The sequence below is a fragment of the Pantoea sp. Lij88 genome (assembly GCF_030062155.1).
Taxonomy (GTDB): Bacteria; Pseudomonadota; Gammaproteobacteria; order Enterobacterales; family Enterobacteriaceae; genus Pantoea.
Genome location: NZ_CP118267.1, coordinates 163,701 through 190,501, shown reverse-complemented (window position 1 = coordinate 190,501; position 26,801 = coordinate 163,701). Strand labels below are relative to the sequence as shown.

Sequence of the window (26,801 nt, the reverse complement as noted above, 5' to 3'; positions counted from 1 at the left end):
TTGGACAAATTAATCCAATATCGGTGCTCTTAAAAAGAGCATACGAATAAGCCGCCCAAATGCTCAAATCAGATGTAAGTTAGCTTTAAAGGGAACATGCACCGTTCCCCTCTTTTTTTTGCATCAGCGTTTATTCAGGTCCGGCTGAGAGCCTTCGAAGGACAGTGGCTCTTTTTCCCACCGGTTAATAACCAGTGGAGCAACAACGTTTCCCAGCACGTTGAGCGTCGTCGTACCGCTGTCGATGATACGGAATATCCCGGCTATCAGGGCAACGGCATCAAGCGGCAGCCCCGCAGATGCCAGAGTGGCGGAGAGGATCAGAATGGCGAACCCCGGTACACCAGCCGCCCCTTTCGAGGTCAGCACCATCGTTACCACTAAAATGACCTGCTGCATCAGCGTCAGGTCGATACCGTAAAGCTGAGCGACGAATATGGTTGCCACACCGAGAAATATCGACGCGCCGTCAAGGTTAAAAGCATATCCCACGGGCACCACAAAGCTGACGATCCGCCCCGGTACGCCATAACGTTCGAGCTTGTACATCAGCTGGGGCATCACCGCTGCAGAAGCGGCGCTTGAAAATGCCAGCACCAGTTCCTGGCGAAAATGCTTTATCAGCTTAAAAACGTTTTCGCCGATCAGCGCACAGATCCCGCCCAGCACAATCACGGCAAATAAAATCAGCCCCAGATAGACGGTGCCAATTAGCTTGAGCAGCGGCAAAAGGGAGGCAAAACCAAACGTGGACACCGTGGCACCAATCATGCCGAACACGCCAACCGGCGCGTATGCCATGACGATCGACACCACCCTGAACATGCCATCGGATACGCTCTGGAGAACGCCGAGGATGGGTGCCGTTTTGTTCCGTGGAAGGCCATTAAGCGCCAGACCGAACAGCACGGCAAAGAACAGGACTGACAGGAGTTTGCCCTCAGAAAGCGCGACAAACAGGTTATCAGGCACAATATTCTGCAGAATAACCAGAGCGCCACGCGCCGGCTCCATCTTCATGTGCCCGTCGCCGTGCGCCATTCCCTGAATACTGGTGCCTTCGCCGGGGGAAATAATGTTAGCCAGCACCAGTCCAAAGACGATAGCCACTCCCGTTACGGTAAAAAAATAGCCGAGCGCTTTCACGCCCATTCGCCCGAACGACCTATTGTCACCGCTTCCGGTTATGCCCAGAATCATGCAACAGAAAACAATCGGCACCACGACCATTTTCATCATTTTGATAAAAATATCGCCAAGCGGCTTGAGGATTTCATGGCTGACCCACTGCTGATACTCGGGGTGCGTATTGAAATACCAGCCCACAATGATTCCAAGTGCAAGACCAATAACAATCTGCCATACCAGTGTTATTTTTTTCATTACGCCCTCGGTTTGAACAGGAGCAACCTCCGCCTGAACGAGACAGAAGCCACGCTAAAATCGTCGGGTGAAGGTGTGATGTGGCACGGCCTGAAGCCGTGCCAGAGAGGTTATTTCGCGAAAAGCTGGCTCATATCCTTGAACGCCTTGAACTCAAGGGCGTTACCACACGGGTCGAATAAAAACATGGTGGCCTGCTCGCCAACCTGTCCCTTAAAGCGGATGTAGGGTTCGATGACAAATTTAGTGTTAAAGGATCTGAGGCGTTCAGCGAGGGCCTCCCACTCCTCCCACTTCAGGATGATGCCAAAGTGCGGGACAGGTACTTCATGACCGTCGACGGAGTTGGAGTGCACGCTCTCCTGCGATGCGGTTTTAGGATGTTCGTGAATGACCAGCTGATGACCATAGAAGTCAAAGTCCACCCACTGTTCGCTTGAACGGCCTTCACTCAGGCCAAAGACCTCGCCATAGAAATGACGTGTTGCTTTCAGGTCGTATACGGGGATCGCCAGATGGAAAGGGGAAAGGCTCATTTATGCATCCTCAGTAAGAATATCCGCCGGCTTGCGGCAGGATGAATAGTTTCAGGAGGCGCAATGCTTAATGCGAATTCGGAGTCAGGAGGCTCGTATGCATTAACATTACCGTCACAAATGAGCTTATGAATAATTTAATTTGATTAAAATCAATTTATATTTTTATATATAACAAATAATATTTGTGGATTGTGGGCGTGATGATCCGTGAACTAAAAACGTTTCTGATGGTGGCAAAGGAAGGGACTTTTGCGGCGGCAGGCAATAAAATCGGGCTGACGCAGGCGGCCGTCAGCGCCCAGATGCAGAGGCTGGAGGCCGACTTAAACTTTCCGCTGTTTGACCGGTCGGGAAGAAACGCTCGTCTGAACCAGAAAGGCGTGCAACTGGTCTCTCAGGCGCAGGAGCTTCTCACGCTGTATGACGGTCTGGGTGAGAGACTGAACCGGTATAACCCGGGTAAAACCATCACGATAGGGGCCATTGCCTCGATACAGCGAACGCTGCTTCCGGATGCGCTGACGACGTTCTGCAGACAGAGTGCCGGCTGCCGCATACGTGTTATACCAGGCCTGTCGATGGACCTGCTTAACCTCGTTGACGCAGGCGAAATTGATATGGCCGCAGTGCTGAAACCCCCTTTTGCAATGCCGGCAGGGCTGCAGTGGAGCACGCTGGCTCATGAACCTTTCCACCTTATCGTGCCAAAAGGTGTTGCCGGTGACGATATTGCCGCATTACTGAGCGCCCAGCCTTTTATCCGCTACGATCGTTCGTCATTCGGCGGGCGTCAGGTTGACCGGTTTCTTCGCGAAATGGGCCTTTCGGTCAACGAAATCTGCGAGGTGGACGAGCTTGAGGCCATCCTCAAGCTCGTCAGTAACGGCATGGGCGTTGCCCTGTTGCCCCGGACCGCCACCTGGCGGCGCTGGCCGGCGTCCGTGAGGGCAATTGGCCTCGGAGATAAGGTATTTTACCGGGACGTAGGGCTTATTCACCGCCCGCTTGAAAGCCTTGACGAGGACGTCCGGCGGATTTCTGAGCAGATTATCCTGCTGGCAAGCCGGCAAACCCGTCCGGCCACAGCCTGAACCTCATGCAGGCGTAGTAATGCACACATGAGGTTCAGCCCTGCGGTGCGCCTGGCGTCAGCTGTGGCGCATCGTGCACTTTCACAGCTTCTCCGGTAGCGTAAAAATGGCCGCCCGCAATGTAGTGCAGACTTCGCCAGTCTGCGGCTCCGCTTTCAAACTGCCAATGGCCGTCCTTAAAAGCGCGACTGTCCGCCCAGGCCGCTTTGATCTCGCCAATGAATAAATCATAGGCCTGCTGGTTATGGTCTTCAGGGATGAGTTCGCAATACAGCCACGCCGCACATCCTGAAACCCCCGGCACATCCGCACCAGGCAGCGCAAAAAGCGACACGCCAGACTGCGTGAGCTTATCCGCTTCGCAGGCCAGAGAATGCGATCCGAGGAAATGCACGAGTGATGCCTGGGCTGCCACCGGCACCTGAATCACAAACGAACGACTTTTTTCTATCAGCTCCCGTGTGTATGCGGTTTTGTCCAGCACGACGGTCAGCCGCGCCGGATCGTAGTCCAGCGCGCAGACCCATGACGCCGCCATGACGTTGTCCGTTCCGTTATAGCGCGCTGAAACCAGCGTCGCCGGCCCGTGATTTATCAGCCTGTAGGCCTTTGCCGGCTCGACAGGCATTATATGTTCATTCATTTCCGGACTCCGTTAAGCTGCTACTGATTTTCAAGGTAGGCAGCGAGGCTGAGGTGGCCTGACTTTATCAGCGCCAGCACGCTCGCTTCCATTGCCTGCACATCGCTGCGGGATCGGGATTCAAAAACTGCCTGCCACACGATGACCGTTTCGTCACGATCGCTCAGTGGAATAAGGCTGACCGTAGCCACATAGTCATCTACAGCCAGCGGCGCTTCAATAAAGCGATACGAGAAGGCACGTTTACCTGCATCCAGCATGAGGACCTCTTCGCGCAGGACGTCGCCGTTTTCAAGTACCAGCCGGCGCCGGCAGCCCGGGCGGCCGTCGGGCTGATTATCTTCGATTTCGCTGCTGCAGATAGCAGGATGCCAGTCGCTGATGCGTCCGAACTGGCTGAGCGTCTGCCATACGCGGTCCGCACGGGCGTTAACCACGGCATTAAAGTTCACTTCTGACATTACGGTTCCTTCTTATCATTCATCTTCAGAAAATTATCCTGCAGAATTTATTTCACCTGCAGAAACAATGTGAATGCCCGGCCTGGGTGGAGTCACCGCTCTGAGGAGATGGCGGGCTATGTCTTCAGCCGGGCTGAGCTGCCAGCTGCGTGGCAGAACCGGCGATAAGAGCCTGAGCACCTGCTTCAGCGCCGTTTCACCCGGGCGGGATTCAGCCCGATCGCCGGCAATAACGCCGGGACGGACCAGCGTCAGTGAGGTAAAACCTTCGCGCCTCAGCGCCTGTTCAAGCTCCCCCTTTACCCGGTTATAAAAAAATCTGGAGTCGTCATTTGCGCCGGTCGCCGAGGTCAGCGCGAACGCTGAGGCGCCGCCATTACGCGCCAGCCGGGCAAACCTCAGAGGATAGTCATGATCAACCCGCCGGAATGCCTCCCGGCTGCCGGCTCTGGCAATTGTGGTGCCGATCGCACAGATAACCGCGTCAACGCGCCACCCCAGAGCGTCAGCGTCGGGGGAATCAAAGTCGATCAGGGGATTAATAAGCCGGGTAGGGCCTGAGGCGCACCATGTGAGAGGTTTTCGCGTCGGCGCAATGACGGTACCGATGTGCGGGCTGGACATCGCCTGCTGCAGGACATGACTGCCCACAAGCCCCGTTGCGCCGAGCAGCAGCAGCCGCATATCCGGATCTGAATCAGCGGACCTGTCCATCTCAGCTTTCCGCCATCTGCTGAACCGCCTTTCGTACCGGCACCTCACCGTCGGTCAGCTCAATGATGACGCGGCTGACGCGGGGCTGAGCGATAATTTCAGCCAGCGTGGCCGCCACGTTATCCCGGGTGACCTCCCCGTAAGGTATGGCCAGCCCGGCGCGGACATATCCTGAACCTTTGTCATCCAGCAACAGGCCGGGACGCAGAATGACCCAGTCCAGCGAGCTTGCGGCCAGCATGACTTCTGCCTGCTTTTTCACCCGCATATAGTTTTCAAACGACGCCGAGGTGGATTCATTTCTTGAGGCCTCCGGAAAGGCCGAAACCAGCAGGAAGCGCGAAATGCCGGCCAGCGCGGCTGCCTCTGCGGCCGTCTTAAGCCCTTCTCCGTCAATGGCGTTCGTCATTTCCGGGCCACCTTTGCCGCCGGCACCGGCCGAGAAGACCACCACATCGCAGCCTCTCATCATGGTCGCCAGGGCGGCGGCATCCAGCTCCGTCAGGCTCCCGCTGACGGGCTTTGCTCCCTGCAGACGAATCAACTGCGCCTGCTCGGGCTGACGGTGCAGCGCATGAACAGCGAGCCCTTTCTCCGTAAGAATTCTGGCCAGGCGCCGGCCCACCTTGCCTGCGCCGCCGATAATAAACACCGTACTCATGGATAACTCCTTTGCGAGACCTGTTTTTTGCTAAAAAACTGCCGCCAGTCAGCCCGTAAACTGGTGATAGACTTTCGCAATCACCTGCCAGCGACCGTCAATGCGGATGAGGGTCAGGTAGTCGTTATAGTCGGCGCCGATAGCATCCTTTTCCATGTCCACGCGCACCACCGCCGTGGTCGGGGTGATGGCCAGCACATCCAGATGCGTTTCAATCTCTGGCGCACTGCCGTTTTCACGGACGAATTTATACAGGTTGTCGACAGACCCTCCCAGCAGCTCACCGTCAGTAAAACCGTACATGACGGCATCCTTGTGAAACGCTTCTGCCACCGTTTCGGCGCAGCCTTTTTTCAGGCCATCAACGTAGCGACGTGCCGTGTCGAGAACGGCTTCATAGGCAGAAACAGGGACGGTTTTGATATTCTGGCTCATGTTTTTTCCTCTCTGGGTTTTGCCGCGTCTGGCGGTCAGACGCGACGGATGAAGGGGGAATGGCTGATGTCAGGAAGCGGCGTGGGTATGGTAAATTTTGCTCACTACGGTCCATCGCCCGTTGACCTTCAGCAGGTTGAAAAAGTCCGTGAAGCGAAAGCCCGAAATATCATCGGTATCGACGCGCGCGCTTGCCGCGGTGCCTACGATATCAACGTGCACGATGGCGGCCTTCGCTTCCGGGGATGGGCGGAAAGCGGTATCGATGGTGTCGAAAAGTCCCTGAATAGGACCGCCGGTGAGGTTTGCATCACCGTCAACGCCAAAGATGGTGGCCTGCTCGCTGAACGCGGGCTTCATTATTTCGCTTTTGGCCTGCTTTCCACCTTCGTTGTACTGGCTTAGCACTTCCACGATGGCGCTGTATTCCTGAACATAAGTTACGTCGGTCATTTCATCTGTCTCCGGTTTTGTTGTGGCGGGTATCCGCAGGGATGCCCGTAATTCGCTTGAACATCTTGTTTATGACGAACAGCAGCATCAGTCCCGCCGCAACGGCGGCCATGCCGGTCAGCACATCAGCGCGCTGTAAAACGTCTCTGACGCTGAAACCGCCGTGCAGAAGCACCTGTAAGTCAGAAATAACGCTTCCGGCAGCGGCATAAACATACGTGCCGGGGATCAGTCCAGCCACCGTCGCCGTCGCATATTTTCTGAACGATACGCCGCTGATCCCCAGCGCGTAGTTCAGCGGCGCGAAGGGCAGAATGGAGCTCAGACGCAGCAGCAGGATCAGCAGCAGGGCATTGTTCTGCGACAGTGAAAGCAGGCTGTTCAGGTAGCGGTGGCGGCTGGCGGCGCGCGCCGCTGCCGGAAATAACTGGCTTTTGCTGATGCAGAAAGCGATCAATGCGGAGGTGGTACCCGCCAGCAGAGCCAGCGCAGTTCCGCCCGCCGCGCCAAACAGCCACCCTGACAGCGCGGTCAGCAGGGAAGCCGGGAAGAACATCAGCGTCACGGCGACAAAAATAACGAAGTACAGCACTACCCCCGCCGCGCCGGCGGACTGCAGATAGTGGCTGAGGGAGAACGCAAGATCTGACATGTGCCTCATGTATTTATGTAGTAATCACTATGTAATGTTCTTATTGTATAGTGATCGCTATGTAATGTGTCAAGAGAATGATTTTATGCCCGACGTGAAGACGAAAGATTCAGAAGTCAGCAGTCAAAAGCCCAAAGGGCGGCCGCGCAGCTTTGATCGCGACAGGGCCCTGATCAGGGCGCTGGATATCTTCTGGCGTAAAGGCTTTGAGCCCGCTTCGGTTGCCGAGCTCTGTGCTGCGATGGAAATTAATCCGCCAAGCCTGTACTCCGCCTTCGGTAATAAGGCGAAACTTTTCATGGAGGCCGTGAGCTATTACGAAAGGGTCTACTGGAAATCAACCTGGGAGCGGCTTGAAGAAGAGCCCGATATTACCCGGGCGATTGATAACTTCTTCAGCGAAGCGGCAGACATTCTGCTTTCCCCTTCTGCACCCTGCGGCTGCATGGTGGTGCTTGCGGCCATCAATGTCTCTCAGGAGTCCGCTGACGTCGTCGAAGCGGTCAGCGTGCTCAGGCAGGAAGGAAAAGATCTGTTTGAAAAGCGTCTTCGCAGGGCTGTCACGGAGAAGCAGCTGCCGTCTGATACCGCTACCGCCGCACTGGCTACCGTTCTGAATACGCTTCTGGAGGGCATGTCTATCGAGGCCAAAGACGGGGCCACGCCGGAAAGCCTGAGCGCAACCGGGCAGTTTGCGTCTCGATTGCTGCCACGTGAAAAATTCTGATCGCACAGAATGCAACCCGAGAAACTAGACGACCGGTCAGTTTAAACGTTATGCTACCCGGACTATGAAAAAACAAACGGCTAACGTGCGTCAGCACATCATTGATGTTGCCCGGACGCTTATTACACATAAAGGCTATAGCGCCGTCGGCCTGGCTGAGATTGTCAAAGCCGCTGGCGTGCCTAAAGGATCGTTCTATTACTACTTCCAGTCCAAGGAAGAGTTCGCTGAAGCCCTGCTGGAAAATTACTTCATCCACTATCTTATTCAGGTTGAAGAGCAGCTGCGCGGCAGCGAACCGGCCAGAGAGCGCCTGCTGCGCTACTTTGCATTCTGGAAGGTCACACAGGGTGCCGACCTGCCTGAAAGCAAGTGCCTGGTCGTTAAGCTCGGTGCAGAAGTCTGCGATCAGTACGACAGCATGCGAAGCGTTCTGGCAAGCGGAACCCGTGAAATTATCCTTCGGATCACGGCGTGCATACATCAGGGGCAGAGTGATGGCTCACTGCCGTCCGAAGTGGACGCAAAGGCCCTTGCAGAAGAGCTTTACCAGCTCTGGCTGGGCGCGTCCCTGATGGCAAAAATTCACACACCTGATCAGGCGTTTGATAAAGCAATGAGTGCAACAAAGCGGCTGCTCGCGTAGCCGCGTTTTTTTCTACCAAATTACTAGTCGACCGGTCAACTATTTAGGAGTAACCATGACTGATAACAGTACCCGTACAGATCTCTTTTCCCCCGTGGCAATGGGAAGCCTCCAGCTTGCCAACCGTATCATTATGGCGCCTGTTACCCGCAGCCGTTACGGCGAAGATGGCGTACCTGATGAGCTACATGCAACCTACTACGCCCAGCGTGCCAGCGCCGGCCTGATTATTTCTGAAGCCACGAATATCTCAGCTCAGGGCCGTGGATATGCGGCTACGCCGGGGATCTGGAGCGAAGATCAGGTTGCCGGCTGGAAAAAAGTCACCGATGCCGTTCACGCAGAAGGCGGAAAAATCGTCTGTCAGCTCTGGCATGTGGGCCGTTTTTCAAGCGTTGAACTGCAGCCTGACGGCGAGCGTCCTGTCGCTCCATCTGCAATCAAGGCCGAAGGCCAGACCTATACCGTCAATGGCTTCGTACCGGTATCGACGCCACGCGCGCTCGAAACTGACGAGATCCCGGGCATTATTGAGCAGTATAAGCGTGCCGCAGAAAACGCCCTGCGCGCAGGTTTTGACGGCTTGGAAGTGCACTCTGCAAACAGCTATCTGCTCGATCAGTTCCTGCGCGACTCAACCAATCATCGTACTGACGCCTACGGCGGCTCTATAGAAAACCGCGCGCGCCTGACGCTGGAAGTCACTGAAGCGATCGTCAACATCTGGGGCAATGACCGCGTAGGCATCCGCCTGTCACCGGTAACTCCTGACGCAGGCAACACGCCGCCGGACAGCAACGTGATGGCGATGTATGGCTATCTCATCCAGCAACTTAACCGTTTTAATCTGGCATACCTGCACTTCGTTGAGGGTGCCACTGCAACATCGCGTGACGTGCCTGCCGAGGTGGATATGGATGCGCTGAGCGCGCAGTTCAGCGGTCCGTTCATCGGTAACAACAACTATGACCTCGAAATGGCGATCAGCCGCCGTAACGCAGGGATCATCGATGCCGTTGCCTTTGGCCGCCTGTTTATTTCCAACCCGGATCTGGTTAAGCGTCTGCGTTATGGCGCCGAGCTGACCATCGCGCCTAAGGAAGCCTACTACGGCGGCGGCGCGAAAGGTTACACCGACTGGCCGGAAGCGAATTACTGATAAATACAACCGGCGGGATCTTCCCGCCGCCTGTACCTCATCCAAAAGGATAAGAATATGAATCATCTGCAGAACAAAACCGCTGTAATTACTGGTGCGTCATCGGGCATTGGCGCCGCGACCGCGCTGGAACTTGCACGTCATGGTGTGAATATCGTAGCCGCAGCACTGGATCAGACCGGCCTCGATAAGCTGGTAAAGGATATTGAGTCAGCCGGCGGCCATGCTTCCGGTCTGGTGACGGATGTGACTCGTCTTGAAGATACACAGGCGCTGGTAAAGCATGCTACCGATACCTTCGGTACCGTTGATATCCTGATTAACAACGCCGGGCTGATGCTCTTTTCAGCCTGGAGTGACATCGCGTGGGACGACTGGAACAAGATGGTCGACGTCAACATCAAGGGCTATCTGAACGCCATTGCTTCGGTACTCCCGGTTATGCTCAGCAAAAGTGACGGCCAGATCCTGAACATGGCTTCTGTGGCAGGCCACCAGGTTGACGCCGGCGCGGGTGTATACAGTTCGACCAAATTCTTTGTTCACGCCATGACTGAATCGATGCGTAAAGATCTGGGCGTGAATAAGGGCATCCGTGTCAATACCATCAGCCCTGGCGTTATTAACACGGGATGGGCTGATAAAGTGAGCGATCCGGAAGGGCGTAAGGTGGCGCAGGAGCTGACAAAAATTGCTATCAGCCCGCAGGATGTGGCAAATGCGGTGGTCTATGCACTCAACCAGCCCAGAAACGTGACCGTTAACGATCTCATCGTGTCCCCTACTAAGCAGAACTGGTAAATCAACAATGGCAGCCGGCTGGCTGCCACTTCATCTCTGAAATAAAAGGCGTCAGCCTATCGTCGTCAGACCTACGCGGTCTGCAAGGCTCTAATTCCAGCCAGATAAACATCATTTTCCAGCACCCTGCGCATCTCGCTGCATAAGTCCGGTTTGCAGTGTGAGTTCAACCGATGGATGCAACACATTGGTTAAAACGCTCTGCGGGTGATTCATAGTCTAGCGTTTTCCTTGGTCTCTCGTTGAGCTGTCTGGCAACATTATTTAGTCTTCGCTGACTGTGAACGGATAAGTCAGTTCCTTTTGGAAAATATTGTCTGAGCAATCTGTTCGTATTTTCATTTGAGCCCCGTTGCCACGGAGATTGAGGATCACAGAAATAAATCTGGATGTCTGTGGCTACAGTAAACCGGTTGTGGCTGGTCATTTCAGACCCCCGATCCCATGTCAGTGTTTTATAAAGCTCAACGGGTAATTCCCGGGCTTGTTTGATGAGTGCAGATATAACCGTTATGGTCTTGTTGTCCCTGATTTTAGCCAGCATAACAAAGCGGGAATGGCGTTCTACGAGAGTGACGATATAGGAGTTTTTCGAGCCCTGGATTAGGTCGCCTTCCCAGTGACCTGGTATGGCTCTGTCTGCGGCTTCAGGTGGCCTTTCCCTGATAGGTATCGCATCCGGGATTAACCCTAATCCTTTCCCTTTAAGCGATGACGTTCTGGATCTACGCACAACTCTTCCGCTTCTGAGGCATTGCTGTAGTTCTTTTTTTAATGCTCCCCGGGTTTGTATAAAAAGCGTTTTGTAAATCGTTTCGTGTGACACATGCATTTCCTGATTATCCGGATGACAGCGTTTCAGCCAACCGGCGATTTGTTCCGGCGACCAGTCTGATGCATCTTCTCTGCAATGATTTTACACAATGCGGGGCATTCAATTAGCTTACAAGGCTTTGGTCTCAGAGCACTGTCCCACGCGTCCTTATCCGCTTTTGCAGCACGGTAATGTTTTGTACCTCCATGCCTTTTGATCTCGCGGCTAATCGTAGAGGGAGCTCTTAATAATCCATCAGCGATGTCCCTGATGCTACGTTTTGCTACCAGCCCTCTGGATATCTCCTCTCTTTCATCAAGTGAAAGAGCCAGTCGGTGCCGCTTTCGAACAGGAGGACGATACCCACCAGTCTGGTGGATAGTCGGCATAATAGAAGAATGAAATCTGTCGAACATTCTGCCGATATCATGCAGGGAATCACCTTGCTTATATCTGTCCCAGATAATCGCTTTCTGTTCTGGCGTATAGTTAATTCGAGTTCTTCGTTTCATGGCAACGTCCCCCCTTGATTAAGGATAGCGTTGCATCGACCCATTGAACTCACAGCTCATAGCGGACCTTAAAGAACCAATAATTTCTGTAGATTTTCCATTCCACATAAATGCCGACATGAGCAGCCGGGTAATAACAACGCTGGAGCAGATGGCCCCCTGCGTGGAAGTCTATTCGATTGATGAAGCGTTCCTGGACCTGACCGGTGTACGCAACTGCATGGTGCTGGAAAACTTTGGACGGGAAGTGCGCGAGACGATCAAACGCAACACGCATCTGACCGTGGGTGTTGGCATCGCCCAGACCGAAACATTGGCTAAGCTGGCAAACCACGCCGCCAAGAAGTGGAAGCAGACGGGCGGCGTCGTCGACCTGTCGAATATCGACCGGCAGCGAAAGCTGATGGCGCTTGTGCCTGTTGAGGATGTATGGGGAGTGGGGCGTCGTATCAGCAAAAAGCTCAATGCAATGGGCATCACCACGGCCAGAGACCTCGCAGAACAGAGCACCTGGATCATCCGCAAACATTTCAACGTCGTACTGGAGCGTACTGTCAGGGAGCTGCGCGGCGAGTCATGTCTGGCGCTTGAGGAATTTGCACCCACCAAACAGCAGATTGTCTGCTCACGCTCGTTCGGTTCACGTATCACTGAGTACACGTATATGCGGCAGGCGGTATGCGCTTTTGCCGAGCGTGCCGCTGAGAAACTGAGAAAAGAAAGGCAGTACTGCAGGCAGATAGCAGTTTTTGTCCGGACCAGTCCGCACGCCGTCGGTGAGGAATTTTACGGTAATCAGGCAATCGGCAAACTGATTACCCCCTCAAACGATACCCGCGATATCATCCGCGTCGCTATGGATGCGCTCGACCGGATATGGGTGGACGGACATCGTTATATGAAAGCGGGCGTGATGCTGGGTGATTTCTACAGCCAGGGCGTGGCTCAGCTCAGTCTGTTTGATGAATACCGCCCGCAGGCGAACAGTGAGGCTCTGATGCGCGTGGTGGACGGGCTTAATCAGAGTGGCAAAGCCAGTCTTTTTTTTGCGGGGCAGGGAATCCAGAAGTCCTGGTCAATGAAAAGAGACATGCTGTCGCCTGCCTACACAACCCGTGTGTCTGACTTGCCATGGGCCAGATAAGGCTCAAATCACGCTGTAGCAGTACTCCACTCTGAAGGATACTTTCCGGGCAACTGTTCTGGCCAGCAATTATTGTAAGCGGAACGGATATACCTGTACAAACCTAAATTTTTTGTATAACTTACGAAAAACAGATCATTTTAGAATCATATAGGGGAGTCAGTCATGCAACTGAATCTGAGCAGCACAGGTTTCAACAGCGATATTGCTGACTATTTCAGCCGTGCAAATCTGTCCTCGCAGCAGGAAATGCTTGGTTCAGTTGTTGCTGAGATCCTCCGTTCAGGTCAGACACTGAACCGCAAAGCAATCTGCCTGAGGCTGATTGTACGTCTTGATCAGGCCTCATCTGATGCAGAAGAGCAGCAACTCCAGGCGCTGATTGAGCTTTTGTTCAGCAGATGAGTGTATTTCACTGCCCATCTTTTCAGTGTCGTGAGACAGGAGTCCAGCTGCAGTCATGACAGAACAGGATATGCAGTTATTGCGTGATGTGCTCATCGGGGAAGCGACTCTCGCCATACTCAATGACAACACACGTGTCTCATGGCCGGGCATATTGAACAAGCTGAATAGTTTTCTCAGAAAAGAGAGTGATATACACAGGATTGATGCCCTGAAACTGGCTATCAATGATGTCAGCGACGAAATCAAAAGGCGCGATGCACTACAGAGAAGTGCCATGAGAGAATTCACCATGAACTCAACCGACAGTTACGATTACCTGACCTGGCATTGAACGTCTTTTCATATTCCTTTTTGCTGATGACAGTACAGTGGCTGCGTGCGGTGTCTGCAGAGGTATCCCGACAGGGGGCATGTTCTCTCTGATGACTTAAAGGGAGATGTGTATTGACCTTCTCAGTCCTGGTGCGCTGCGCTGCTGTATGGAAATTCTGATGGGCCTCAAAGATGCAACGGGATCATCCTGATCGGCTTACAGCGGTCGCCAGACCGGTTTTAACTAATTCATTTCATCTGCTGTTTAATGAATTTAAGACAATTGGAGCAGGCTATACTGTCAATGGTGCTATCACGCAGTCACTGAATTGCACGCGTAATGGTGTCAGCTGTTTCAGTATTGTTCCGTGTCGGCACCCCCGGTCTTGCCAGCCATCTCATCTGAAGTAATATGCGCTTTCTTTTTTAATTTGTCTCAGGATGGTTCCAGAGATACCCCATAGCATCAGGTAATACTTCCTTTCTGTAAGTGGAAACACAGCACTCATCTCATTATCTTCCCTATTTTTTTCATGACTGAAAGGTGATTTTCACGATGTGAATTTAACCGATATGTGAGTGTCTGTATGAAAGTATAAATCCGCCTTCTTATATTCAGGCTCGTCAGAATTCATTTTTGGGTAGGAATGGGTGCTAACAGGAGTCTGAAAGTTAATCCTAATACTTTTCCTGGTATAAATTTAACCCCTTTTAATCAACAGGTTAAAAGAATTATTTAGTTTTTCATTTCTGTCGGGCAAATGATTGCATTGAATGTCCTGCAGGATATGAGTAGTAATAATACGCGTCATTAGGAGGGTGGATGTAAATTCTTTTGGGATGAACTGCTTAATACGGAAGGCAGGATATGAAAAGCAAAGAATGCTGTATTGTCGTCATCGGAGACAACAATGTTTTACATTTTGGACTATTTAGTCTTATACACACCGCATGCAGTAAAAGAAATCTGACAGTATTATCGTGCGGAGATGGACAGAAATTCAGCAGTCATGCAGCGAACAGATATCCGGGTTGCTATCATCTCGCCGTTATCTGCCTGGGGTACGATGACTTCTTTCCGGACTGGTTTAGCTTATTTCTCACGCTGGTGCGTAAAACAAACGGTAACGTGCTGGTTTTTTCAGACAGTCAGGCTCTTCTGGACAGCCGGAAAAGAAATCTTCTGAACAGGGTATGCGATATGGAATATGTTCTGGATGTGTCCTTGCCTGTTTCCTGCATCTCATTCGTCCTCAAACGCTATCTGGACAAGAAACCTTCAGACAGGAAAAACTGCAGATTAACGCTGCGTGAGCATGCCGTCATTGATGGCTTTCTTGACGGCACAGATGTCAGTCATCATTGCTCAGCACTGGGTATACAAACCAGAACGCTTTACCAGCACCGGAAAAACTGTGCTAATAAGCTGGGCGTCAGAAATCTCAAAGATTTACTCAGGCTGTAACAGCAGGGGAAGTCGCGTGCCCGTCATCAATATTCATAAAATTGACTGGTTCCGGATCCTTACGGATATGAGCCGCTTAGGTTACTCTTTGCAGGATATCGCGGATGAACTGGATGTGGTGGCTTCCACACTTATCGGGTGGAAAAAAGGGGCCAGCCCCCGCCACCATACTGGTGAGGCACTCATCGAATTATGGTGCCGGGTGACAAATAAGGGCAGGCATGAGGTGCCCAAAGAAAAATATATTCAGAAATTCATTTTTCACTCCGCAAATCGTGGTTGCCGTCATTCAGAAAAATGAATCTTAACCGACTCATAGTGCCGGTAACTTTCTTACCGGCACAGAGTCACTACGATGAAACTTGAAAGTGTTGTTAAGTATCACAGCCCGCGCTCCGTTTCGCCTTTCACCCGCCAGTCCTCCCGTTCACCTGATGACATGACCGGCAGCGATGTGATGGCTGCACTGGGTATGACACAGAAACGTGCACCCCTCGGTTATTCCGCCTTCTTTGGCAAAATGCAGCTCAGTCACCATGACAGAGACCGCGCTGTACGGTTGCTCACTGTGACCGGAATGAAGGCATCAGTACATTATCCGGCCCTCTCTAAATTGCCCGAAGATGAGCGAATGGCGGTGGTTACGGTCATCGCGGGCTATGCCTTTCTCGATTATGCGCGCAGCCCGGATACCGAATCGCCATGTCATACCTGTCACGGCACAGGGCTGCGCAACGGAAAGTGCTGCAGCAAATGTAACGGAAAAGGTGTCGTGCGGGCAGCCTGCAAGGACTGCAAAGGGCGAGGGGAAGCGGTTAACCGTGTGATGACGCGATTTCAGGGTGTACCGGTTTATCAGCCCTGTAAGCGGTGTTCCGGGCGCGGCTTTGAACGTATCCCTTCCGCTGTTGTGTTCAGGGCGGTGTGTCAGGTCACGCAGGCTGTTACGCTGGATACGTGGAACAAAAGCGTGAAGCAGCTGCTGGAGTTTCTGGTCGCCGAGCTGCATCGGGAAGAAGCCTGGGCCGAGAAGACGTTATCGCGCATTACTAAATAGCGAGCGATAATCCATGTAGCGATGTTATAGCTCGCTATTTACTTTTCCATTTTTTGTGTTAGATTGGCTCCAACGATGGGTAAATGACCCTCGAGAGATTTCTATTCAGCCCTGGCATTTTGTCAGGGCTTTTTTTTATGACCGGATGCCGTCACTGTATCCTGCTCATCCACCGGCTCCGGCTATCTTCCTCCTATTCTGCGCGACAAATCCTGATGAGCAAACTCACAACCGGCGTCGCTTACAGCGTATCCGCAGGCGAAGTTGTCCATGGCGTCCTGACCTTTTTCAGCCCGGAAGAGTGGAGTGCGGTGGGCGTTCTGGCCGGCATAAGCCTTGCGACTATCACCTGCATCATCAACGGGTATTACCGGCGCAAGGCATCACTGGCAGAAATCAGGGCACTGCGCTGCACCTGCCAGGACAAGGCGAATTAATTCATGGCCATCTCCGTCGTGCTGCGTAACAGACTTCTGGCTGCAGCTGGTGGAGGGGCGCTGACTCTGGCAATGATACTGCTGGGCGGTCCGGATGGTCTGGAAGGGCGTCGTTATGTTCCATATCGGGATGTCGCCGGTGTGCTCACCGTCTGCGATGGTCACACCGGCCCCGATATTGTCAGAAATAAAACCTACACCGCCAGGGAATGTGATGCTCTTCTGCGCGAAGACCTGAAACCCGTTCAGGCAGCTGTTGACAGTCTGGTCACTGTCCCCCTCAGCGATTACCAGCGCGCTGCACTCTACAGCTTTAGCTTTAACACCGGTACTGACGCTTTTTCCCGATCTTCCCTTCTGAAAAAGCTCAACGCAGGCGACAATACGGGTGCGTGCAGTGAAATGCGCCGCTGGGTCTTTGCGGGCGGCAGAAAGTGGAGAGGGCTGATGAACCGCCGTGAAACTGAACGTGCACTTTGCCTGGCGGAGAACAGCGATGTCCTTAAGCCGCGTTAAGTGGGGTGCCGTCACCATCACAGGGCTGCTTCTGCTGGTCATTGCGCTTGGTGTCATCCTGAGGCTTCAGTCTTTATCGAAAGCGCTGCTTACCCAGCAGAACAGGCAGCTTGCGCAGGAAAAAGTTTCAGCTGAGATGATTGCGAATAACGTCCTCAGGGCAACGGTACTCTTCAGCGACATTGCACAGGCAACCCACAATGCGAATCAGGTCAGTAATGCAGAGAGCGAGCGCAGAGTGGTGGTTATTCGCAAGCTGGTCAAAGGTAGCAGCTGTGCCACTGAACTTGTGCCTCGTCCTGCTGCTGACCAGTTGCGTGCGCACCGGGACAAAGTACGTACCGGTTCCGCCAGTACCGATACCGGTGAGTCTGCTGGCTGACTGCGCTGTGCCTTTGATTCCTGACCCGTTGACCTGGGGAGACAGCCTGGAGCTGAATGAGCATCTGCTTAACGCTCTGGAGCAGTGCAACCACGACAAGGCCGCCATCCGGCAAATCGAACGGGAACGGCAGAAATGAATTTCCTCCAGTGGCTGAAAGGGCAGTTTATCCACCCTGAAGAAGCGAGGACTGAATTGTCAGAATCAATGAATGACGAAGTTGTTGAACAATCCGAATTCTCTGCCGAAGCAGCGCAGATGCCCCCATCAGCTGAAGTCAAAGTGGGCGTTCATGATTTTGAAACTGCGCTGGCGTTTGTTGAAAGTGGGGTTGCTCTGCTGGACGAAGCCGCAAAGGACGATGTTAAAGCACTGGCGATTAAGCATCTGTAAACATGATTGGCCATAATTCATTGTGTAAGGCAGACATACTAGTCATATCAGTACATGAGAGGTTAGTTTAACTAGGCTTGTAGTATTGAAAGTGAGTTTAATTTAGAAACAAGTTATTGTTTTTCAGGATGTTACGATTTGACTTAAATACTACGAAAAAGGCTCAATCTAGAGCTAAGCCTAGGAGCTTAATCATAAATGGTATAGAATCAAATACAGAATTCTTCTTCGTTGCTCATTAACCAAGCATCGAAGGCGTGAACATGTACGGATGAGCCGACAGGAATAGTATGAACGAAAAATTTGCGAATTCACCATTGGTAGAACTCGTAGCGGAAGTACGCTGGAAGACTGATCATCAAGATAAGAAGCCCATTATGGATGGCGATGAGCTAGACTCGCAGGAGCTTTTTTTCTCAAAAATCACAAGTGATCTGGCATCTAAAGGCTATGTTACTTCTGAACGCCTTATTCCTAAAGGCCTCCCACTCATGGCTGGAGCTCCAGTAGTTCGGTTTAAGAAATCTCCACCAGATGGTTCACCTGAACAAAAAGCTAAAGAGCTTTCCACATTGTTTCAGGTGGGCGTTGGCGTTTTCACAATAAATGGTATTCAGCCTTATAGTTGTTGGGATGACTTTATACATGTCATAAGTACAGGTATTAATGCGTTATTAGCAACAAACCTCATCAAAGCTGAAACTGGCTATAAGGTTAGCGTTAGGTACATCAATGCCTTTGGTGAGAGTTTTACAGAAGGATTGAGCCTTAGACGTTTTTTATCTGAAAAACTTGGTTTAAATATTGCTCTACCTAAAGCCTTTGATGATGAGTTCTCTCATGGAGAAAGCGATTTGCCGAATCTTCGTGTAAGTTCGCCGCTTAAATTTGGAACGCACATCGTTAGTTTCACTGAAGGTAAAGTAAAGAATCAATCAGTTTTTTTGATGGAAAATGCAGTCAAGATTAATAAAGTTATTGAGGTTGATGCCGATAAAATTATGGCTGAAATGACAATAGCTAGAGATGTGATACACAAGCGTTTCTTTTCAGTTACGCAAGGATTACACTCAGTGATGCAGTTAGTCTAGCTAAGGAGCAGCAATGGAATACGCATTTTCAAGTTCTGGGGATTCTTTCTTCTCACCTTCAAGTACGTTACTTGTCGAGACATCCATTCTTGGGATTGATGATTGTTGTGGCGTTGAGTATGGTTCTGCTACGGCTGAATTGCAGTATGCCTATTTAAGTTCTAGGTTAGAAAAGACTTATTACTCGGGTGTTGAACTTGATGATTTGGCTGTCTTTGACAATTTGTTGATAGATGTAAAAGAACTCTACCTACAAATCCTTATTGACGTGTTCCCTAAGCTTGGCCATCGTTTGTCCGCTTTAGCAAAAGTAGAAGATGGATGGGATGGACATGATGCTAATTCAATGTCTTTCGAGTCGCTAGGTACTTTTAAAAGATTCCTTTTGAAGGCAGATTTATTTGCTGACGACATTGGCATTTACCTTGATCACAACGGATCTTTTATAATTAGTTATACTGACCCTATGCATGGCTTGGTTGATATGACTTTCAATAATCAAGTGATCGAAGTGTGTGCTGATGAGCTTGAGATGGACATGTCCATTGCAGACGCTGTAGCATTTGTTAAAACAAAGCGATAAGGCACTGTTTGGCAGATGAAATTTATCAGTGATGATGAAACTGTAGGTCGAGCACTGTTTGTACCTGACTGGGATCCTGGCGTGAAGCGCCTTACACCTAGTGCTTTTAAAAGGTGTGATACATCGGTGACTAGACTTTTGGATGGCGAACAAACTCTCATAAATTATCTTAAAAATGACGTTGAAAATGGGAAGGCAGTTGTTCAGGCTGTAGGTGTGATTAGTGTATCTAAAATCAAGGCTATAGGCTTGATTACTGATAATAAAATTCACTTTGGTGTTAAAGAATCAATAACCTTAAAAAATCCTCATCATGCTGAAATAATTCCTTTTTCTGATGAGCAAAAAACAAATATAAAATCGAGCGTTTCAAAAGGGGTTTCCCGAAAATTAGTAGACGCATTGAACTTATGGATAGTCGATACTGCGGGTTTAATAACTGAACGAATTGAACCAAAATCGTAATTACCTGACTTAATTCCCTTATGTGGATAGCTGTTTAGCTTACAGGGCGACCCTTCTCGAGGGCGCCCTAAAATTTGAAGTCATTATTTTCTTAGTGGCACTCAGAAAGTGAAGCGCCACTGAAGAAACCTGATTTCCGGTCATCTTTAACGAACCATTCGCAGTAGTATTGCGCTCTTTCTTCGTCGTAAAAACTGATAGTCATCAATGGCCCACCGGATTTAAGTTGAACCACGGTCCCATCATCGAACTTTTGTGTCATATAAATTCCTTTATCCAAAGGTAAACATGAAACTCACCGACAAACAAGAAATGTTCTGTCGAGAGTACCTTATTGATTTGAACGCAACGCAAGCGGCCATACGGGCGGGGTACAGCGCAAAAGCCGCGAATGTGCAGGGTGCTCAAAACTTATCAAAGATTAATATTCAGAACCGTATTTCAGATCTCAAATTGAAGCGTAACGAAAAAATAAACATTGATGCTGCATATGTTCTTAACCGCCTGATCGAAATTGACCAGATGGACGTGCTCGACATTATGACTGATGACATGAGCATCAAACCTGTGTCGCAATGGCCTTCATCATGGCGTCGGTATCTGAGCGGATTCGATCTGGCTGAGATGTTTGAAGGCCGGGGAGAAGAGCGCGAGATGGTCGGTATCCTGAAAAAGATTAAGTGGCCGGACAAAGTCAGGAATCTGGAGTTGCTCGGCAAACACATTTCCGTGCAGGCATTCCGCGAACAGGCGGCGACGTCACTGACAGGCAAAGACGGCGGCCCGCTTGAGGTTGCGCTGCTCACACGCGAGGAATACCGGCAGGCGCGCCGGGAAATGCTGGAGGATGACGACTGCTGACTTTAAGACCGCTGCACGCCGCATAGAGTGTGAAGAGGACGGGCTCTATTTCACCCGTTACTTCTTCAAGCAGCGCAGCGGCAGCAGAATGATCGTCGCGCCTCATCATCAGGTAATACAGCGGACGCTGGACCGGGTGATTGATGGCGACATCCGGCGACTCATCATCAATGTGCCTCCGGGCTACACCAAGACGGAACTGGCCACCATTAACATGATGGGCCGGGGGCTGGCGCTGAACCGCCGCGCCCGCTTCATGCATCTGTCCTATTCCCACAACCTGGCATTACTGAACTCATCAATTACGCGAAGCATCGTGAAATCTGCCGCCTTTCAGGCCATGTGGCCGATGGCACTGCGCGATGATGCTGACAGTAAAGCCATGTGGTGGACCGAATACGGCGGCGGGGTGTATGCCTCGTCCGCTGCCGGACAGGTCACCGGCTTTCGTGCCGGTCATATGGAGCCGGGCTGGCAGGGCTGTCTGATTCTTGATGACCCGGTAAAGCCAGACGACGCCTATAGCGAAACCATACGTGTCGGGGTGAACACCCGTTTCAACGAAACCATACGTTCCCGTCTGGCTATTGAGACCACACCCATCGTGGTCATCATGCAGCGCATTCACTACCATGACCTGAGCGGATACCTGCTGCGCGGTGGCAGTGGCGAACAGTGGCATCATCTGAACCTGCCGGTGCTGATTGATAACAGCGAACAGTATTCAGTACTGTACCCGGAAAACTCGCATGCGATACCCATTGAACATGGTCTGCCTGACGGCTGGCTATGGCCGTACAAGCACAATGAATCACATCGCACCTCATTGTTTTCACACCGGCGAACCGCGGAAGCGCAATACATGCAGCGGCCCCGACGGTTCAATGCTGACGGCGCGCTCTGGACTGAATCGATGGTGTCCGGTGCGCGTGCGCTGGATATCATCCTGCTGCCGTCCCGGACGGTCGTTGCCATTGACCCGCAGGCGACCAACAGCGAAGACAGTGATGAAACCGGTATTGTCGTGGCGAGCAGTTACGGGCGCGGTAATGACCGGTTATTCTCGGCTGACGCGGATTACTCCGGGAAATACTCGCCGAACGGCTGGGCGAAGCGGGCAGTCCGCGCTTATGAAGAGCATCACGCTGAAGCCATCGTCATTGAAACCAACCAGGGCGGCGACATGGCTGAAGATACGTTGCGCAATGCAGGCTTCCGCGGGCGCATCGTCCGTGTCCATGCCAGTAAGGGTAAGTTTGCCCGGGCTGAGCCCATTTCAGCGCTGTATGAGCAGGGGCGGGTGGCGCACCGAGGCAACCTCTACCAGCTCGAGAACCAGCTGCTGGAATACGTGCCCGCTACCGCGAAGAAATCACCCGACCGCCTGGATGCGCTGGTCTGGGCCATCACAGAACTGTTCCAGCCGAAGGGCACAACAGTCCGTCCATTCTCTGCCTGACAAAACATCAATATGAGCAACGACGTCCGGAAGCGATCGCCCAAAATCGAGTCGATGGCCGAATGCTGGCCGATGATAAGCGTGCTGCTGGGCGGCACAGCGGCAATGCGTCAGGCAGGCAAAATGTATCTGCCGAAATGGCCCAGTGAGGAAGAAGTGTTTTATAAGAACCGGCTGGCGGTGGCGACGCTGTTCCCGGCCTTTTCGCGTACGGTCGAGGTGCTGAGTGGCAAACCTTTTTCCCGCCCGGTCACCTGGAATGAAGACGCGGTGCCTGCGCGCATACGTGAGATGTTCGGGGATGTGGACCTGCAGGGTACTAACCTGCACTCCTTTCTGGCTGACACCTTTGAAGAGGCAATGGCCTTTGGCCTCTGCGGCATCCTTGTCGAACATCCACCTGCGGATAAAAAGCTCTCTCTGGCTGAAGAGCGCCAGCGCGGGCTGCGGCCTTATTTCGCCAGGGTGAATGCCACCAGCCTGCTGGATTACGACTCAGAACGGGTCAACGGACAGGAGACATTCACGCTGCTGCGCTTCGTCGAGACGGTCAGTGAGCGCGACCCGCAGAATGAATTTGTCGTGAAAAATATTGAGCAGGTCAGGGTGCTGAATCCCGGCCGCTGGCGGATCTATCGCGAAAAGCTGAATGAAACGAGCGGGGTGCTGGAGTGGCAGCTGCACGATGAAGGCACCACCAGCCTGAAGAAAATCACCTTTGTTCCGGTCTACGGTGACAAACGCGGGTTTATGAATGGCCGGCCGCCGCTGGCTGAACTGGCCTGGCTCAACGTTGAACACTGGCAGTCCCGCAGTGACCAGCAGACCATTCTGCATGTCGCCCGTGTACCGGTGCTGTTCGGCAAAAAGCTCGGTGATGGTCCCATTTCGGTGGGTGCGGCATCGGCAATCCTGTCTGAAGAAGATGAAGCGGACCTGCGTTATGTAGAGCACAGCGGCAAAGCCATCGAGGCGGGACGCACAGACATCATCGACCTTGAAGAGAAAATGCGCCAGATAGGGGCGGAGCTTCTGGTGGTAAAACCCGGCCACCGCACCGTGGTGCAGACGCTGACCGATAACGAAGCGGGCACCAGTGCGCTGCAGCGCATGGTGTGTGACCTCACAGATGCGGCCCGGCTGGCGCTGCAGTATCTGGCGGAATGGATTGGTGAATCCGAAGGCGGGCACGTCACTATCTTCAGTGATTTTGGTGCCACTACCCTTGCTGAAGCGTCCGCTGACTTCCTGGTGGACATGTATAAAACGCGGGCACTGTCTGACGAGACGCTGTTCAACGAGATACAGCGCCGTGGCCTTATTAACAGCGAACTCCGCTGGGCGGAAGAGCAGGCGCGTATCCGCGCCATGCCGCCGTCTTTGCCAGCTAAGCCGGTAACCACATCCCCGGTTTAGCCCTCTCCGGGCCCGTGCAGAGGCAGGGGTCTTTTTATTGCCGTTCGCTGCGGATGCAGCACGGTGCCACGGGCCGGATGGCTCTTACCTGGTTGGATGACCCTGATGAAACTGAAACTCGATGAGAACGGCCATGTGGTCGTAAACGATGGCAAACCTGTGTACGTGCAGGATGACGGCAAAGAGGTGGTGTTTGATGCCCCCGGCACCCTGCAGACCATCTCGCGTCTTAACGGTGAGGCAAAGTCGCACCGTGAGCGTGCGGAAAGTGCTGAAACGCAGCTGAAGACCTTTGAAGGAATTGATGATCCGGCCGCTGCGCTGGCAGCACTGGATACCGTGAAGAACCTGGAAGACAAAACGCTGGTGGATGCCGGTGAAGTCGAAAAGGTCCGCACTGAAGCCGTACGTGCGCTGGAAGAGAAGTATGCCCCCATCGTGAAAGAACGCGACGACCTGAGCCAGAAGCTCACGGCGGAGAAAATTGGCGGCAGTTTCGCCCGTTCAAAATTCATCGCTGAGAAGATGAGTATTCCGGCTGATCTGGTGGAAGCCCGTTTCGGCAGCAACTTTCAGGTCGTCGGTGACGCCGTCACGGCGTTTGATCGCGACGGAAACAAAATCTTCAGTGCGGCCAGACCCGGTGAAGCAGCGGGGTTTGATGAAGCGCTGAGCATTCTCGTTGAACACTATCCGTATAAAGACCAGATCCTCAAAGGCACCGGCGCATCAGGCGGCGGCTCCTCCGGCGGAAATGGCAACAGCAGCTCAGACACACTTACCCGTGCACAGTTCGAATCCCTCAGCCCTCAGGAGCAGAGCGAACGCGCCTGTGCGGGTGTACAGATTACCGATTAACTGGATAACCCTGCATGTCTAATACCCTGACTCAACTCATTCCCGACCTGTACCAGTCGCTGGATATCGTCTCGCGCGAACTCTGCGGTTTCATTCCCTCTGTTACACTGGACGCCACGGCAGAGCGTGCAGCGCTGAATCAGCCGATTCGTATCCCTGTGACGCCGGCTTCAGACGCTGAAGATGTTAAGCCCGGTCAGCTGCCGCCGGATGACGGTGACCAGGATATTGGTAATGTGCCGCTAGCCATTACCAAATCGCGTATGGTGCCGTTCCGCTGGGAAGGCGAACAGCAGAAGGGCATTAAATCCGGTCCGGGTTACCACGGTATCCGCCGCGACCAGGTTACCCAGGCGATGCGCACGCTGGTTAATGAAATCGAAGAAGATTTGGGCGAGCTGTTCCGTCGCGCTTCACGCGCATCCGGTGAAGCGGGTAAAACACCATTTAAAGATACCCTGACTGACACAGCACAGGTGCGCAAAATCCTGACGGACAATGGCGCACCGCTCAGCGATTTGCAGTGTGTCATCGATACCACTGCAGGCGCGGCACTGCGAACCATGGCGCAGCTGACCAAAGCCAATGAGGCCGGAACCACAGCACTGCGTTCTCAGGGCACACTTCTGGAGTTACATGGTTTTACATTGCGTGAATCAGCCGGCGTCGCTCAGGTGAAAAGTGAGTCGGGTGAAAAGCCACTTAAGGACAGAACATTAACTGTTGCTGAGGATTGCCCGGAAGGAAGTCTGTCTGTAAAAATCCAGCCTTCAGATGGCGACAACAGTAAATCCAGCGTGCCTGACTTTGTTAAGCAAGGGTGCGTCGTTATCATCGGAAAGGACAAGTATGTTGTTGCTGCTAATAGTTATAACACCATTGAAATTTATGAGCCGGGGCTGATGGAAAAGGTTAAAGCAGGAACCAAACTGGAGGTTGTCAGTGAATTTATTGCCAACTTCGCCTTCAGCCGCTCCGCCATCATCCTGGCTACACGCGCCCCCGCGCTGCCAGAAGAAGGCGACATGGCGGATGACCGCATGATGATCACCGATCCGCGCACCAACATGTCCTTTGAAGTTTCCATGTACAAACAGTATCGCCGTGTGCGCTATGAAATCGCCGCGGCATGGGGATGCCAGAACATCAAACCGGAACACAGCGCCCTGTTGCTGGGTTAGTCCTGGTCAGCCACTTCAGACAAAATCCTTTCAGATGAGGTCATACATGCTGACACCCCAGCAGCAGGCCGACGCACGTCGCTATATGGGCTATCCCACGACCGGCGACACGTCACCTGACGATCGCAGTGATGCAGCTTACGCACAGGTCACATCAGGCCGGTTCCAGACGCTGGCTCACAGGCTGACTACGCTGCGGGCTGAGGAGGAAGCCATCGTGGTGAACTATCTGACGACACTGGCCAGTCTGGAATGGGGGATTACCCATGCGGCAGACAACCTTGATACGGATAAAGCGGCTGTCTGGCAGCGGAACCGGTCAGAAGTCTCAGACCGTACGCGTCTCTACAATCAGTGGCGGCGTCAGCTCTGCGGACTGCTCGGCATCCCGCCGGGCCCGTCGCTGGGCAATGGCGTATCCACTGTGACACGGTGCTGATATGGACGCACATCAGCTGGCGGCGAAGGTAAACCAGGGTAACGGGAAGGCCGCGAAGCGCCTGGGCGGTACGGCCCGTCATTACCGGGCGACATCACCCTTCAGCCCTCTCGACGCGCAGCCGCTGCGACAGCTTTCGGCCTCATTCACCACCGATTACGGCTACATGCGCGCAGCCCGGTTCGGACAGGCCACCCGTATTGGCATCTTTGATGCGGCGGGGTTTGAGGTAGGCGATATCCTGGTGTCTACCGAGGGGACTTTTTACGTGGCAGCCATGCCACTGTTACAGCCCATTCTGTGCGTCAGAGCTGAGCGGCTTGTCAGCGTCCGGCGTACCGCGCAGGCAGGTTCCGATAGCGGACTGCAGGATTATGGCGGCACCACAGCTGCCTGTGAGACGCTCATCATGTCCGGCTGGCCAGCCAGCATTCTGCTGAGCCGTGGCGGTGAGCACAGCCCGCTTAAGTTGCCGGGTGAGATGCGCAGCGCGTGGCACAGCATTCTGATGCCTACGTTCGAAGGCCTGTCTCTCCATGCCGGGGATTTTGTGACGGATGACGCCGGGCATCGGTTTGTCATCAGCGGCACGGAACTGACCGACATGGGCTGGCGTCTGACGGCGCTTCAGGTGACGGCGTAA

35 protein-coding genes and 2 pseudogenes are annotated in these 26,801 nt (G+C 52.8%); 26 read left to right on the top strand and 11 right to left on the bottom strand.

The window, feature by feature from the left end:
- Positions 1–123: 123 nt before the first annotated feature.
- Both PU624_RS01030 and PU624_RS01025 read right to left on the bottom strand, forming a co-directional pair.
- Positions 124–1,383: a cation:dicarboxylate symporter family transporter gene (locus tag PU624_RS01030; RefSeq protein ID WP_283545019.1), complete on the bottom strand. Its 1,260-nt coding sequence runs from the start codon at positions 1,381–1,383 to the stop codon at positions 124–126.
- Between the two features lie 110 nt (positions 1,384–1,493).
- Positions 1,494–1,919 carry a VOC family protein gene (locus tag PU624_RS01025; protein WP_283545018.1) on the bottom strand — a complete coding sequence of 142 codons (426 nt, stop codon included), beginning with the start codon at positions 1,917–1,919 and terminating at the stop codon, positions 1,494–1,496.
- Positions 1,920–2,122: 203 nt separating this feature from the next.
- Between PU624_RS01025 and PU624_RS01020 the strand changes: the two genes are divergently transcribed.
- A complete protein-coding gene (locus PU624_RS01020; RefSeq protein WP_283545134.1) occupies positions 2,123–3,013 on the top strand; it encodes a LysR family transcriptional regulator in 891 nt (296 codons plus the stop codon).
- A gap of 34 nt (positions 3,014–3,047) precedes the next feature.
- Here PU624_RS01020 and PU624_RS01015 read toward each other — a convergent pair whose 3' ends face one another.
- From PU624_RS01015 to PU624_RS00985, 7 genes are all read right to left on the bottom strand, one after another.
- Positions 3,048–3,656, bottom strand: coding sequence for a flavin reductase family protein (locus tag PU624_RS01015; protein WP_283545017.1), 609 nt, complete (start codon positions 3,654–3,656; stop codon positions 3,048–3,050).
- A 20-nt stretch (positions 3,657–3,676) separates the two neighbouring features.
- Entirely contained in the window at positions 3,677–4,117 is a 441-nt protein-coding gene (locus PU624_RS01010) for an SRPBCC family protein (protein ID WP_283545016.1), read from the bottom strand.
- Between the two features lie 33 nt (positions 4,118–4,150).
- Positions 4,151–4,801 (bottom strand): NAD-dependent epimerase/dehydratase family protein, encoded by a 651-nt coding sequence (locus PU624_RS01005; protein WP_283545133.1) that lies wholly within the window; start codon positions 4,799–4,801, stop codon positions 4,151–4,153.
- Between the two features lie 31 nt (positions 4,802–4,832).
- A complete protein-coding gene (locus tag PU624_RS01000; protein WP_283545015.1) occupies positions 4,833–5,492 on the bottom strand; it encodes an NAD(P)H-binding protein in 660 nt (219 codons plus the stop codon).
- A 48-nt stretch (positions 5,493–5,540) separates the two neighbouring features.
- On the bottom strand, positions 5,541–5,927 hold the full coding sequence (locus tag PU624_RS00995; RefSeq protein WP_222185871.1) for a nuclear transport factor 2 family protein: 387 nt from the start codon (positions 5,925–5,927) through the stop codon (positions 5,541–5,543).
- 69 nt (positions 5,928–5,996) lie between these two features.
- Positions 5,997–6,380 (bottom strand): nuclear transport factor 2 family protein, encoded by a 384-nt coding sequence (locus PU624_RS00990; protein ID WP_134824470.1) that lies wholly within the window; start codon positions 6,378–6,380, stop codon positions 5,997–5,999.
- A 1-nt stretch (position 6,381) separates the two neighbouring features.
- Positions 6,382–7,032, bottom strand: coding sequence for a TVP38/TMEM64 family protein (locus PU624_RS00985; protein ID WP_283545014.1), 651 nt, complete (start codon positions 7,030–7,032; stop codon positions 6,382–6,384).
- Positions 7,033–7,117: 85 nt separating this feature from the next.
- Between PU624_RS00985 and PU624_RS00980 the strand changes: the two genes are divergently transcribed.
- The 4 genes from PU624_RS00980 (at position 7,118) to PU624_RS00965 (ending at position 10,365) form a co-directional block, all read left to right on the top strand.
- Positions 7,118–7,759, top strand: coding sequence for a TetR/AcrR family transcriptional regulator (locus tag PU624_RS00980; protein ID WP_283545013.1), 642 nt, complete (start codon positions 7,118–7,120; stop codon positions 7,757–7,759).
- Positions 7,760–7,823: 64 nt separating this feature from the next.
- The gene (locus tag PU624_RS00975; protein ID WP_283545012.1) at positions 7,824–8,405 is read left to right on the top strand and encodes a TetR/AcrR family transcriptional regulator; all 582 of its coding nucleotides are present in this window, start codon (positions 7,824–7,826) and stop codon (positions 8,403–8,405) included.
- Between the two features lie 55 nt (positions 8,406–8,460).
- On the top strand, positions 8,461–9,564 hold the full coding sequence (locus tag PU624_RS00970; RefSeq protein ID WP_283545011.1) for an alkene reductase: 1,104 nt from the start codon (positions 8,461–8,463) through the stop codon (positions 9,562–9,564).
- A 57-nt stretch (positions 9,565–9,621) separates the two neighbouring features.
- The gene (locus tag PU624_RS00965; protein WP_277976811.1) at positions 9,622–10,365 is read left to right on the top strand and encodes an SDR family oxidoreductase; all 744 of its coding nucleotides are present in this window, start codon (positions 9,622–9,624) and stop codon (positions 10,363–10,365) included.
- A gap of 166 nt (positions 10,366–10,531) precedes the next feature.
- Here PU624_RS00965 and PU624_RS00960 read toward each other — a convergent pair.
- Positions 10,532–11,691: pseudogene (locus PU624_RS00960) on the bottom strand (IS30 family transposase).
- 37 nt (positions 11,692–11,728) lie between these two features.
- On the opposite strand from PU624_RS00960, the pseudogene umuC reads away from it, so the two are divergent.
- The 14 genes and pseudogenes from umuC to PU624_RS00890 form a co-directional block, all read left to right on the top strand.
- Positions 11,729–12,835, top strand: a pseudogene (gene umuC / locus PU624_RS00955) (translesion error-prone DNA polymerase V subunit UmuC); the annotation flags it as partial.
- 165 nt (positions 12,836–13,000) lie between these two features.
- Positions 13,001–13,240, top strand: coding sequence for a regulatory protein YcgZ (gene ycgZ, locus PU624_RS00950; RefSeq protein ID WP_283545010.1), 240 nt, complete (start codon positions 13,001–13,003; stop codon positions 13,238–13,240).
- A 55-nt stretch (positions 13,241–13,295) separates the two neighbouring features.
- Positions 13,296–13,574, top strand: coding sequence for a hypothetical protein (locus tag PU624_RS00945; protein ID WP_283545009.1), 279 nt, complete (start codon positions 13,296–13,298; stop codon positions 13,572–13,574).
- Positions 13,575–14,423: 849 nt separating this feature from the next.
- A complete protein-coding gene (locus PU624_RS00940) occupies positions 14,424–15,020 on the top strand; it encodes a helix-turn-helix transcriptional regulator (protein ID WP_283545008.1) in 597 nt (198 codons plus the stop codon).
- Between the two features lie 16 nt (positions 15,021–15,036).
- Complete coding sequence (locus tag PU624_RS00935; RefSeq protein WP_283545007.1) at positions 15,037–15,321, top strand: hypothetical protein; 285 nt, start codon at positions 15,037–15,039, stop codon at positions 15,319–15,321.
- 54 nt (positions 15,322–15,375) lie between these two features.
- Positions 15,376–16,077 (top strand): antitermination protein Q, encoded by a 702-nt coding sequence (locus PU624_RS00930; RefSeq protein ID WP_283545006.1) that lies wholly within the window; start codon positions 15,376–15,378, stop codon positions 16,075–16,077.
- Positions 16,078–16,292: 215 nt separating this feature from the next.
- Positions 16,293–16,514, top strand: coding sequence for a phage holin (locus PU624_RS00925; RefSeq protein WP_283545005.1), 222 nt, complete (start codon positions 16,293–16,295; stop codon positions 16,512–16,514).
- A 3-nt stretch (positions 16,515–16,517) separates the two neighbouring features.
- Positions 16,518–17,030 carry a lysozyme gene (locus PU624_RS00920; RefSeq protein ID WP_283545004.1) on the top strand — a complete coding sequence of 171 codons (513 nt, stop codon included), beginning with the start codon at positions 16,518–16,520 and terminating at the stop codon, positions 17,028–17,030.
- Positions 17,011–17,412 carry a DUF2570 domain-containing protein gene (locus PU624_RS00915; RefSeq protein ID WP_283545173.1) on the top strand — a complete coding sequence of 134 codons (402 nt, stop codon included), beginning with the start codon at positions 17,011–17,013 and terminating at the stop codon, positions 17,410–17,412. The genes PU624_RS00920 and PU624_RS00915 overlap by 20 nt, the downstream gene beginning before the upstream one ends.
- Complete coding sequence (gene lysC / locus PU624_RS22255) at positions 17,306–17,551, top strand: Rz1-like lysis system protein LysC (RefSeq protein ID WP_283545003.1); 246 nt, start codon at positions 17,306–17,308, stop codon at positions 17,549–17,551. The genes PU624_RS00915 and lysC overlap by 107 nt, the downstream gene beginning before the upstream one ends.
- Positions 17,548–17,805 (top strand): hypothetical protein, encoded by a 258-nt coding sequence (locus tag PU624_RS00905; RefSeq protein WP_283545002.1) that lies wholly within the window; start codon positions 17,548–17,550, stop codon positions 17,803–17,805. The genes lysC and PU624_RS00905 overlap by 4 nt, the downstream gene beginning before the upstream one ends.
- A 290-nt stretch (positions 17,806–18,095) precedes the next feature.
- Complete coding sequence (locus tag PU624_RS00900; protein ID WP_283545001.1) at positions 18,096–18,896, top strand: TIGR04255 family protein; 801 nt, start codon at positions 18,096–18,098, stop codon at positions 18,894–18,896.
- A 13-nt stretch (positions 18,897–18,909) separates the two neighbouring features.
- Positions 18,910–19,479, top strand: a complete 570-nt coding sequence (locus tag PU624_RS00895; protein ID WP_283545000.1) for a hypothetical protein — start codon at positions 18,910–18,912, stop codon at positions 19,477–19,479.
- Positions 19,480–19,494: 15 nt separating this feature from the next.
- A complete protein-coding gene (locus PU624_RS00890; protein WP_283544999.1) occupies positions 19,495–19,944 on the top strand; it encodes a hypothetical protein in 450 nt (149 codons plus the stop codon).
- Between the two features lie 91 nt (positions 19,945–20,035).
- Here the strand turns inward: PU624_RS00890 and PU624_RS00885 are convergent, their stop codons facing one another.
- Entirely contained in the window at positions 20,036–20,206 is a 171-nt protein-coding gene (locus PU624_RS00885; RefSeq protein WP_283544998.1) for a DUF2158 domain-containing protein, read from the bottom strand.
- Positions 20,207–20,232: 26 nt separating this feature from the next.
- Here PU624_RS00885 and PU624_RS00880 point away from each other — a divergent pair, with 26 nt between their 5' ends.
- The 7 genes from PU624_RS00880 (at position 20,233) to PU624_RS00850 (ending at position 26,801) form a co-directional block, all read left to right on the top strand.
- Positions 20,233–20,805: a terminase small subunit gene (locus tag PU624_RS00880; RefSeq protein ID WP_283544997.1), complete on the top strand. Its 573-nt coding sequence runs from the start codon at positions 20,233–20,235 to the stop codon at positions 20,803–20,805.
- On the top strand, positions 20,792–22,264 hold the full coding sequence (locus tag PU624_RS00875; RefSeq protein ID WP_283544996.1) for a phage terminase large subunit family protein: 1,473 nt from the start codon (positions 20,792–20,794) through the stop codon (positions 22,262–22,264). Before PU624_RS00880 ends, PU624_RS00875 begins: the two co-directional genes overlap by 14 nt.
- A 72-nt stretch (positions 22,265–22,336) precedes the next feature.
- Positions 22,337–23,680 (top strand): DUF4055 domain-containing protein, encoded by a 1,344-nt coding sequence (locus tag PU624_RS00870; RefSeq protein WP_283545131.1) that lies wholly within the window; start codon positions 22,337–22,339, stop codon positions 23,678–23,680.
- A 105-nt stretch (positions 23,681–23,785) separates the two neighbouring features.
- Positions 23,786–24,538 carry a DUF6651 domain-containing protein gene (locus PU624_RS00865; protein WP_283544995.1) on the top strand — a complete coding sequence of 251 codons (753 nt, stop codon included), beginning with the start codon at positions 23,786–23,788 and terminating at the stop codon, positions 24,536–24,538.
- Between the two features lie 14 nt (positions 24,539–24,552).
- Positions 24,553–25,719: a major capsid protein gene (locus PU624_RS00860; RefSeq protein WP_283544994.1), complete on the top strand. Its 1,167-nt coding sequence runs from the start codon at positions 24,553–24,555 to the stop codon at positions 25,717–25,719.
- 46 nt (positions 25,720–25,765) lie between these two features.
- Entirely contained in the window at positions 25,766–26,158 is a 393-nt protein-coding gene (locus PU624_RS00855; RefSeq protein ID WP_283544993.1) for a hypothetical protein, read from the top strand.
- 1 nt (position 26,159) lies between these two features.
- Positions 26,160–26,801, top strand: coding sequence for a hypothetical protein (locus PU624_RS00850; RefSeq protein ID WP_283544992.1), 642 nt, complete (start codon positions 26,160–26,162; stop codon positions 26,799–26,801).